This is a genomic window from Campylobacter concisus, assembly GCF_002913765.1.
GTDB classification, from domain to species: domain Bacteria; phylum Campylobacterota; class Campylobacteria; order Campylobacterales; family Campylobacteraceae; genus Campylobacter_A; species Campylobacter_A concisus_BB.
Genome location: NZ_PPCH01000007.1, coordinates 217,669 through 228,805, shown reverse-complemented (window position 1 = coordinate 228,805; position 11,137 = coordinate 217,669). Strand labels below are relative to the sequence as shown.

8 protein-coding genes are annotated in these 11,137 nt (G+C 41.9%); 7 read left to right on the top strand and 1 reads right to left on the bottom strand.

Annotation, left to right across the window (positions count from 1 at the left end; translation table 11 throughout):
• Window positions 1-2: 2 nt before the first annotated feature.
• From CYO89_RS01735 to CYO89_RS01705, 7 genes are all read left to right on the top strand, one after another.
• Window positions 3-620, top strand: a complete 618-nt coding sequence (locus CYO89_RS01735; protein WP_103596912.1) for a phosphatidylserine decarboxylase — start codon at window positions 3-5, stop codon at window positions 618-620.
• Between the two features lies 1 nt (window position 621).
• Window positions 622-1,353, top strand: a complete 732-nt coding sequence (gene pssA, locus CYO89_RS01730) for a CDP-diacylglycerol--serine O-phosphatidyltransferase (RefSeq protein ID WP_103596911.1) — start codon at window positions 622-624, stop codon at window positions 1,351-1,353.
• A gap of 139 nt (window positions 1,354-1,492) precedes the next feature.
• Entirely contained in the window at window positions 1,493-3,007 is a 1,515-nt protein-coding gene (locus tag CYO89_RS01725; protein WP_103596910.1) for a 2-isopropylmalate synthase, read from the top strand.
• Window positions 3,008-3,842: 835 nt separating this feature from the next.
• A complete protein-coding gene (locus CYO89_RS01720; RefSeq protein ID WP_103596909.1) occupies window positions 3,843-4,865 on the top strand; it encodes an NADH:flavin oxidoreductase/NADH oxidase in 1,023 nt (340 codons plus the stop codon).
• 232 nt (window positions 4,866-5,097) lie between these two features.
• A complete protein-coding gene (locus CYO89_RS01715; protein ID WP_103596908.1) occupies window positions 5,098-7,095 on the top strand; it encodes a TonB-dependent receptor domain-containing protein in 1,998 nt (665 codons plus the stop codon).
• A 128-nt stretch (window positions 7,096-7,223) separates the two neighbouring features.
• Window positions 7,224-8,570, top strand: coding sequence for an FAD-dependent oxidoreductase (locus tag CYO89_RS01710; protein WP_103596907.1), 1,347 nt, complete (start codon window positions 7,224-7,226; stop codon window positions 8,568-8,570).
• Between the two features lie 39 nt (window positions 8,571-8,609).
• Window positions 8,610-9,287: a DUF4272 domain-containing protein gene (locus tag CYO89_RS01705; protein WP_103596906.1), complete on the top strand. Its 678-nt coding sequence runs from the start codon at window positions 8,610-8,612 to the stop codon at window positions 9,285-9,287.
• Between the two features lie 206 nt (window positions 9,288-9,493).
• Here the strand turns inward: CYO89_RS01705 and CYO89_RS01695 are convergent, their stop codons facing one another.
• Complete coding sequence (locus tag CYO89_RS01695; protein WP_103596905.1) at window positions 9,494-11,083, bottom strand: ABC-F family ATP-binding cassette domain-containing protein; 1,590 nt, start codon at window positions 11,081-11,083, stop codon at window positions 9,494-9,496.
• Window positions 11,084-11,137: the final 54 nt, after the last annotated feature.

The following is an 11,137-nucleotide window of genomic DNA, read 5'->3' as shown; positions in this document are numbered from 1 at the left end:
AAATGAGTGGCTACATCGCAAAAGCAGGGTATAAATTTATATTATTCTTTTTGATTTTATTTGCTATATCTGCATTGTTTGGTATTGCGCCACTATTTTTTCTAGCACTGCTTCTTTTAACTCTTTATTTTTTTAGAGACCCTGAAAGAGAGCCTTTTACTGATGATAAACTAGCCTTACTTTCGCCCATAGATGGTAAGATAAAAGAGATCAGCGTTTCAAATTTTGATGATAAAGAGGTAGCTAAGATAGTTATCTCAAAGCCATTTTTTGGCGTAGGTACGCTAAGAGCTATAAGCGATGCTAACGTCACTGAAGTTAAAAGAAGGCATGGGCTCTTTTTGTGCCAGGCTATGAAAATTTCAGAGATGCTAAACGAAAGAGCGATAATTCGTTTTGAAAAAGGAAGTATTAAATTTGCTATGAAGATCATAGCTGGAGTTTTTAGTAGAAGTTTAGAAATTTATAATATTACCAGTCTAAAAGCCTCTAGAAAATTTGGCTTTTTAGGAAGCGGCGAAGTGATTTTATACTTGCCAAGAGATACTAAAATTTGCGTAAGCGTTGGCGAGAGCGTTAAAGCTGCTTCACTTCTTGGATACTTTGAAGAGGAAAAATAAAATGAATAGCATACAAAAAATGCAGTTAATGTATATCTTGCCAAATTTATTTACCGCAGCAAGCGCTTTTTTGGGCGTTATAAGCATTATTTCATCTATTCAGGGGAACTATTTTAAAGCTATTATTTACATCATTCTTTCACTGATTTTAGACGGACTTGATGGACGCGTGGCAAGGCTTACAAAGACTACAAGTAAATTTGGAGTAGAGTTTGATAGCCTTGCAGACCTTGTAGCATTTGGTGTGGCTCCAGCGATTTTATTTTATCTAACAGTTGGTGCAAAATTTGGCAGATTTGGTGCGTTAATAGCAGCTATGTTTGTAGTCTTTGGAGCTATTAGACTAGCTCGTTTTAACGTCACTACCGGCACATACGAACCAAATGTTTTCATCGGACTTCCTATACCATCAGCAGCCATCATCGGAGTGCTTTGGGTTGGTGTTTATCTAAAGCATGAATTTTTATATGGTTTTGAGTGGTGCTTGATATTGCTTGAAGTAGTTTTAGCTATCTTGATGGTTAGCAACATCCGCTACCCAAGCTTTAAAAAGATGAATTTAAAACAAACTCATGTTATGCGAATTTTAGTAGCACTTGTAGTTGTATTTTCTATGCTTTATCTATATCCTTACGAGAGTGCGACCTTTTTTATGAGCGTTTATATGCTTTATGGTATTATTAGAGCGGCGATAATGTTTAGCAAAAATCACAAAAAAAAGGAGAGCGAATGAGCGAAAATGGCATAATAAAATCGCGTAAATTTTTACCAAAAATTGAAATCAAAAACTCTCTACTGCTGCTACTTAGGTAGCAAATTCTTCTTTACTTAACTCATTAAATTTAAATATAAAAATCATAAAAGGACAAAAAATGGATAAAAATAAAATTATAATCTTTGATACGACTTTAAGAGATGGCGAGCAAAGCCCAGGAGCTTCTATGAACACAGCTGAAAAGCTTCAGATCGCACTTCAGCTTGAAAGGCTTGGTGTGGATGTGATGGAGGCTGGATTTGCAGCTGCAAGCCCAGGGGACTTTGACGCGGTAAATCAGATCGCAAAGCAAGCTTCAAACATCACTGTCTGCTCGCTTGCACGCGCGGTTGATCGTGATATCAAGGCAGCTGGCGAGGCACTAGCTCCGGCAAAAAACAAAAGAATTCACACCTTCATAGCAACAAGTCCGATCCACATGGAGTATAAGCTAAAAATGAGCCCAGATGAGGTGATCAGGCGTGCAGTTGAGGCGGTACAATACTCAAAAACGTTTTGCGATGATGTGGAGTTTAGCTGCGAGGATGCTTGCAGAAGCGAGATGAGCTTTTTAAAAGAAATTTGCGACGCAGCGATAAACGCAGGGGCAAAAACCATAAACATCCCAGATACGGTTGGCTACTTGTATCCAGAGGAGATCACAGCTCGCATTAGCGAAATAGTAAAATTTATAGGCGATAGAGCGGTAGTTTCGGTGCATAACCACAACGATCTAGGCATGGCTACGGCAAATTCACTAGCTGCTATAAAAGCTGGTGCAAGGCAGGTTGAAGGCACGATAAATGGCATCGGCGAGCGCGCTGGAAACGCTGCACTTGAAGAGATCGTGATGGCTATCAAAACTCGTCAGGACGTCTTTGCTCCACTTTACACAGGCATCATCTCAAAAGAAATTTATCCGACTTCAAGACTTATCGCTAGCATCACAGGCATCGAGCCACAGCCAAACAAAGCGATCGTTGGCAAAAACGCCTTTGCGCACGAGAGTGGCATCCACCAAGACGGCGTACTAAAGCACAAAGAGACTTACGAGATCATCAGTGCTGAGAGCATCGGCTTAGAGAAAAACTCGCTCGTTCTTGGCAAGCACAGCGGCCGCCATGCGTTTAAAGATAAGCTTGCTAGCCTTGGATTTGACCTTGATAGCGATGCGCTTAATAAGGCGTTTGAGAAATTTAAAGACTTGGCAGATAAGAAAAAAGAGATATTTGACGATGATATCAGAGCGCTTGTGGCAGAGGAGATCACCAAGATCCCACAAGCTTACGAGATCACAGACTTGCTTCAAAGTAGCGGTGGCAGCTTAGCAAGTGCCTCTATGAGTATCAGGCACAACGACGAGATCGTTAGCGACTCAGCCCTTGGCAATGGCACAGCAGATGCGATATTTAAGGTAGTTGATCGCATTAGTGGCATTAACGGCACGCTCAAAGACTACAAGGTCACAGCTGTTTCTCAGGGCAAAGATGCTCTTGCAAAGGTCGATGTAAAAGTCGAGTTTGAGGGCAAGACAGCAGTAATGGGTCACGGACTTGATATCGATACGATGATGGCAAGTGCTAAGGCCTATGTCGGCGCACTAAATAGCTACCTTCGCATCCATAAAAACTAAAATTTTTGGCCAGCTGCTAATTTTGCAGCTGGCTAATTTAAATTTAGCTACTCTTTAAATTTACTGCGTTTTTTAAATTTTAAAATTCCATTCACTCGCAAGAATTGACTACTAAAATTACTCGTTCATAAAATTTTAAAATTTACTTGACGCTTGCTCGATATTCAAACACATGCAGTGCGAAGCACCGTTGCATGCACCTCTAACGTGCGGGGGATTGGGGGATTTAAAAAGGGGGATAAGGGGACGGCCTCGTAACTTGAGTCCCCTTGTCTCCCTTTTGGATAAAAGAGTTTATAAATTTAAAATCTGGATTTCAAAAATATAAATTTACTATTTTACAAATTTTAAAATTTCATTCACTCCTAAGAATTGACTACTAAAATTTGGCTTCGCCTATAGCTTAGCTCAAATTTATGGCCGAAATTACTCGTTCATGAAATTTTAAAATTTGATAGAGTTTTTTGTAGCAAAACCGCATGCGGTGCGAAGTGCCGAAGCATGCCACCTCTAACGTGCGAAGGGGGTCTTACTCGGGCTTTGTCTCACAACTGCAAGCAGACCGTAATTCAAGCCTCTTCCCCCTTAACAAAGAGGCAAACATTTAAATTTGATTAGGTTGCTTTGCAAATTTTAAAATCTTACTCACTAGACTTAGCGGACTACTAAATTTAGGTCTCGCAGAGCTTACCACTAAATTTAGAGCCATGATATGTTCGCTCATAAATTTTAAAATTTAATAAGCACTTTTTTTGGGTTACAAAATGCAAATCTTTATAAATCCAAGAATTTAAACAAATATCCTAAAATAACCAAAAATTTTAAAGGAAATTTCATGCAAAACAAGCTTTTTACGCCGCTTAAGATAGGCGGCATCGAGATCAAAAACCGCATTATCATGGCTCCGATGTGCATGTATGAGGTCAAAAAAGAGGATGGTCGTCCAAGGTGCTTTCACAAGCTCCACTACGCTACAAGGGCGATAGGTGGTGTTGGTATGATCATCGTTGAGGCGACGGCTGTGGAGGCGCGTGGCAGGATCACTAAAAAAGACCTTGGGCTTTGGAGTGACGAGCAGATCGAGGCTCACGCGGAGCTGGTAAAAGGCTGCAGCAAATACGGCGCCAAAATGGCCGTCCAGCTTGCTCACGCAGGCAGAAAGGGCACTTGTGAGGGCATTATCGCGCCAAGTGCTATCAAATTTAGCGATGAGTACGCCACACCAAAAGAGATGAGCGCAGAGGATATCGCAAGCGTCAAGCAAAGCTTTGTGGAGGCGGCCATTAGGGCAAAGAGCGCAGGATACGAGGCTGTGGAGATACACGCGGTGCATGGATATTTGATAAATCAATTTTTATGCGCTGGCACTAACAAGCGAGGTGACGCATACGGCGGTTTTTTTGAAAACCGCATAAGGCTGCTGCTTGAGATTTTAAGAGAGATTAAGGCTGGCACTAATATCACTGTTGGTGTTAGGATAAGTGCAAGTAGTTGGCTTAAGGGCGACTGGGACGTAGAAGATAGCGTAAAGCTCGCACGTGAGCTAGAAAAAAATGGGGCTGATTTCATCCACGTCTCAGCTGGCGGAGTCTATGCAAAAGTTGATGCTGCGCCTAAATTTACGCCTCTTTATCAGGCTGGCTACGCAAAAGCGGTGAAAAATGCAGTCAAAATCCCAGTCTTTGCAGTCGGCCTCATCACAAAGGCAAGCGAGTGCGAGGCATTGCTGCTAGGCGATGTTTGCGACGGTGTGGCGCTTGGCAGAGAACTACTACGCAACCCATATTTTGCTTTTGGCGCTATGAAAGAATTTGGCGAAAATGACAAAATAGAAAACGCCTATAAAAGGGCATACTAAATTTTCATGGCAAGGTGAGAGCCTTGCCAAATTTCACTTTTCTTAAATAAAATCACTAAAATTTACTTGCTATTTTTCTACACTAACAAATACAAATTTCTATATTTATAGCTATAAAATCGCATTTATTTTAAATTTTTACCTAAAATTTATATTTAAAATTATAATATTCAATCTCAAAATTAGATTATAAACTAAAATAGTAATTTTAATAATCAAACTAGGAGGAGAGATGAGATTTAAGGGCTTATTTAAGCTCTCTCTTGCAGCAAGCGTGGCAGTTTGTGCAAACGCAGCAGACGAGAGCGTGCTAAGCGGTGTTGAGGTGACAAGTAGCAGCGGTGGATACGGCGTTGATGATATCAAAATTTCAACTAGAAACGCTGGCCTAGCAAAAGACGTGATGAGGGACATCCCTGGCGTCTATGTGGGCGGCACAAACGGCATGAATCAAAAAATTTATATGAGAGGCGTAAGTGACCGCGGTCTAAATATCACGGTAGATGGCGCAAAACAAAATGGAAACACCTTTCACCACAACGCCGACTTGCTGATCGATCCTGATCTCATAAAGGCAATAGACGTCGAGGTTGGCTCAAGATCGGTCGTAAATGGCTCTGGCGCACTTGGTGGCTCAGTCGCTTTTAAAACGGTCGACGCAAGGGACTTGCTTGAAAGTGGCGAGAAGATCGGCGCAAAGATAAAGACCGGATACGCCTCAAATAACAGCGAATTTTCTCAAGGCCTTATGCTCTTTACCGCCCCAGTTGAAGGGCTCGATTTTATAGCAGCTATTAATCACAAAGGTTACGACTACGGCAAAAGTGGCAACAAAATGAAGATAGGTGGCGATGGAAACGATCTTAGCTATCTTTTAAAGCTTGGTTATAGCTTCCTTGATGCACATAGAATTTCTATCTCAAGAGAGCATAATGAATTTAAGGGTCTTTATCCTTTAAGGGCAGAATTTGGCAGCTGGCATACAAATGACGACTACCGAAAATACGAGCGCGATACAACAACGCTAAAATACGAGTATAAGCCTAGTGATATTTTAAATTTGGACGTAACGGCTTATAATACAAGACACCAAAGGATCGATGGTTCAAAATGGGGCGTAGAGACAAATGGCATAAATGCAAAGGCTAAAAGCGTAGTCGAGAGCGGCGCTTTGACGCAGACTTTTAGATATGGCGCTGAGTTTTACCAAAGTAAAAATTTCAACAAACCAGACAATCACTACCCAGAAAAGGTAAATAACTACTCGATCTACGCAGAAGATGCGCTAAATTTTAGCTCGCTAACCATCACGCCAGGCGTCAGATATACGCACCATGAGCTAAAAAGCTACGACGGCAGAACTGGAAATGTAAAGAGCTACACATATAAATTTAACGAATTTACCCCAGCGCTTGCGCTTGACTATGAGATCCTTAAAGGGCTACACGCATTTGCAAGCTATGCAAGAGTCTTTAGAGGGCCTGACGTCATGGAGTCTATGATGGCAAGTGGAAGAGGCAGAAGCGGAGCTTTAAACTGGGCGGCAAATAAAAACCTAAAAGCTACAACTGGCAATAGCTATGAGACTGGACTTAAATACCATGGCGACATAAACGAAGCCAGCTCATATAGCCTATCTGCAAAATACTTCATGACAAAATATAAAAATTTAATAGTCGATAACAACGCAGCAGGTGGTGGTGTAAATCAAACTCTAGTCAGGATAAACGCTGGTGGGGCTGATATAAGCGGCGTTGAGCTACTTGCAAGGCTAAATTTAGACGCACTAAGCCTAGCTGCTAGCTACACTCACCAAAAGGTAAAATATAAAGATAGGGTCGCTAAACCAAATGGCAGCTACTACACCTCAAACATCATCGGCTACCGAGATCAAGGTGATAAATACACATTTAACGCAGAGTACGCATTTTCAAGGATCGATACGCTAATAGGCTACAACCTAATCTACTTTGCCTCGAAAAATACCATCTCAGCTGGCGATAATGAAAATGTCAAGATACCAAGCTACGCAGTTAGCGACATCTACGCTACCTATGCGCCAAGCAGCGGTAAATTTAAAGGGCTTGAGATAAATGCTGGAATTTACAACCTTTTTAACAAGGCATACGCTTCGCAGTCCCAACGAACGGCTAATTATACAGGCGATCCAAACTACGTAGACTGGGAGCCAGGTAGAAATTTCAAGGTAAATGTCTCTTATAAATTTTAGCTTTGTGGCAAGGTGAAAGCCTTGCCAAATTTCACTTTTACACAGCCTATTTTTCACACCTCGCTTTTTGCTGTTTGATTTAAATTTAATATAGTATCATTTGTGCGACTAAACTTTCAGGGGAGAAAATGAGGCAAAAGCACTTTGAAGTGGCAATTGTTGGAGCGGGCATTAGCGGGACGGCACTCTTTTACGAGTTGGCTGCATTTAGCGATATAAAAAAGGTCGCGCTTTTAGAAAAATATGACGGCGTAGCTACGCTAAATTCAAGCGGCAAGGGTAACTCGCAGACCATCCACTGCGGCGATATCGAGACAAACTACACGCTAGAAAAGGCAAAAAAGGTCTCACAAGTGGCAAATATGCCAGTAAAATACGCCCTAAAATACAACTTAGAGGGCAAATATATGTTTGCTCATCAAAAGATGACATTAGCCATCGGAGATGCCGAAGTAGAGCGCATCAAGGAGCGATATGAGAGCTTTAAGGAGCTGTTTTCTTATCTTGAAATTTATGACAAAGAGAAGTTAAAGCAGATCGAGCCAAACGTCGTTTTTGACGCAAGTGGCAATGAGCGACCTGAAAATATCATCGCAATAGGCGCGCAAAATGGCCAGTACACGACGATGGACTTTGGTGGCATGGCAAATTCGCTCGTACAAAATGCGCTAAATTTGGGCGGAGATGGCTATGAGATCAGCCTAAGCTCAGAAGTGACCGATATGAAAAAGGTGGGCGATACATTTCACATCAAGATAAATGAGGGCGAAGTGATCACAGCAAACTACGTCGTAGTCGATGCTGGAGCGCACTCGCTATTTTTAGCTCACAAGATGGGTTATGGGCTTCATCTTAGCACGCTGCCGGTTGCTGGGAGCTTTTATTTTGCTAACAAGCGCCTGCTAAACGGCAAAGTCTATATGGTGCAAAACGACAAGCTACCATTTGCCGCACTTCACGGCGATCCAGACATCCTAGCTAATGGCAACACTCGCTTTGGTCCAACAGCTCTTGTCATACCAAAGCTTGAGAGATTTCACGGCTGTTCTAGCTTTTTTGACTTTTTAAAGTGCCTAAAATTTGACAAAAACGTCCTTGAAGTCTTTACAAATTTACTAAAAGATGAGGACATCAGGTCATATATACTAAGAAATTTCTTGTTTGAAGTGCCATTTATCAACAAAAAAGAATTTGTTAAAGACGCCAGAAAGATCGTACCAAGCCTAAGCGAAAACGACCTAAGCTACGCTGTAAATTTTGGTGGTGTAAGGCCGCAGGTGATCGACCGCAATAAAAAAAGGCTCGAGCTTGGCGAGGGCAAGATCAGCACAGGCGAGGGCATAAACTTTAATATGACGCCAAGCCCGGGGGCTACTAGCTGTTTTGAGACGGCGAGGGCCGATATGGAGGAAATTTGCAAATTTTTGGGCAAAAATTTCGACGAAGAGAAATTTAACGCCGAGTTTTTTGGGTAGAAAATGGGAGTGTTTGATATTTTTAAAGGAGGTGCGGATATGCCAAAAACAGCACAACAAAGAAAAGATGAGAACATAAAAATTTTAAAAAAAGAGGGCGTGGCGGTGCTTGAGAGCTTGCCACTTCGCTATGAAAATAGCGAGGTTACGCCAAGAGATATTGACGAGATAGTAAAGCGCGCAGTTTGCTCATTTACAGCGATCATGTGTGCTTGCACTATCCGTGATGAGGGCTCTTTGGGCAAAGAAAATATGGCGTGGGCAAAGAGCTTTTTAGGTGATGCCTACGAGGGACTAAGCGTAAAAGAAAAAGAGGTCGTTGAAGATAGAGCCGATATGGACACGGCTGTGAATATGGGTTGGAAATATGAGTCGCTTTGGATCTTGCTTTGGGCGCTTGGCATAGCTGAAGATATCGGCCAGATGGATAAAATTTGCGACTGCGACTTTGTGATGAATGTCTTTAGAGAAGGCGGGCTAAAAAGCCGCTCAAAGCTTCGCAGTATGGATGAAATTTTAAGTAAGCTCGATCTAGTTTATCGCTACCACTGGGCGTGCGTAAATGCAAGAGTAAATGGCACAAAGGCGGCTGGACTTGACGAAGAGGTCGTTATGGAGAGGCGAGCAGGGCTTGAGTGGCTATGCTGCAAAGGGCAAGAAAATGACGACTTGAGCGCTGAGTTTAACTGCTGGGACTATCCTGATCTAAACACTTGATATAAGAAATTTTAAGCTCAAATGAGCTTAAAATTTATCTTAACGTAAATGCTATCGGAAAGCGAAGATAGCGGTCTTCTTTTGGCTTTGAAAAGTCGTTTTTACATTTTCTATCTTACCTTCTACAAGTTGCTCAAATGCTCGTATATGTAGCAATAAACATTAATCAAATTTAACTAGCTTAGCGCGGTTTAAACGGTAAAAAACTAACTTTCAAGGCCTAAATTTGCTCTGTATTCTTCGTATGTGCCTTTAAAATCAACGACTTCGCCACTACCTTTTAGGTGTAAAATTCTATTTGCAAAGGCATCTATCAGCTCCCTGTCGTGGCTTATGCAGATGACCGAGCCATTAAAGTTGTAAAACGCCTCGCCAAGTGCGATGATAGCCTCAAGGTCAAGGTGGTTGTTTGGCTCGTCCATGACAAGTAAATTTGGCTTGTGAAGCATGAGTTGAGCTAGTCTCACGCGATGTTTTTCACCACCGCTTAGCGCGCCAACTGCCTTTTCTTGCTCAGCACCGCTAAAGAGCATCCTGCCAAGGCACTTTCTGATCTCGTCGATGTCCTTGTTTTTGGCATCTTGCAAGTATTCATAAAGTTTTAGCTCGCCATCTATCTTATTTACCGTATCTTGTGCAAAATATCCTAGCTCAATGGTCGCACCTATATGCACCTCGCCCGCGTCAGGCTTTATCTCGCCCATTATGATCTTACAAAGTGTGCTTTTACCAACGCCGTTATGACCAATGATGGCTAGTTTGTCGCCCTTTTCGAGCTTAAAGTTAAAATTTTCAAATATCACTTTATCATCAAATTTCTTACTTACGTTTTTAAGCTCAATTAGCTCATTGCCTATCTCGCGGTTTGCACGAAATAGAATACTTGGATCACGCCTGCTTGAGACTGTGATCTCTGCGATATCTAGCTTTTCAAGCTGTTTTGCACGTGAAGTCGCCTGCTTTGCCTTGCTCGCATTTGCTGAAAATCTCGCGATAAATTTCTCCAGCTCCTCTTTCTCTTTTAGCTTCTTGTCACGCTCCATCTCATGCTGCTTTGCGATCAAATTTGCAGCCATATACCAGTCGTCGTAGTTGCCTGAAAACTCGCGAATTTTCTTAAAATCCACATCCAAAATGTTTGTGCAAACTCTATTTAAAAAGTGTCTGTCGTGACTGATAACCACAAGTGTGCCCTCGTGGCGGTTTAGCTCGTTTTCTAGCCATGCGATCGCGTCTATGTCAAGGTTGTTTGTTGGCTCGTCTAAGAACAAGATGTCTGGCTTTGGAAATAGCACTTGAGCCAGCAAAACTTTAACTTTATCCGAGTTTTCGACCTCGCTCATGAGCTTATCAAATTCATTTAGTCCAAGCGAGCTTAGGATTTTCTCTATCCTAGTCTCGTACTCGTAGCTTGGGTCTTCTTCAGCGCTTATCATCTCAAGCTCGCTTAAACGCTCGTTTATCTCATCTGTAAATTCCTCGCTCATATAGAGCTTCTCTTTCTCTTTTACAGCGTCATATAGGCGTTTGTTGCCATAAAGCACCGCATCTTTTAGCGTGAAATTTTCAAACGCAAACTGATCTTGCCCAAGCACGCCAACCTTTAGTCCATTTTCTATAATGATCTCGCCGCTAGTTGGCTCGATAGCTCCGCTTAAAATTTTTAAAAATGTCGATTTACCAGCGCCATTTGCACCGATTAGTCCGTATCTGTTGTGGCGATTTAGCTTTAAATTTACATCCTCAAATAGCAAACTGCTTGCAAATCTTTGAGTAAGTCCCCTAACTTCTAACATTATTTTTCCTTGAATTTATTTTGTGCGATTTTGCCTAAAATTTGATTAAAAAGC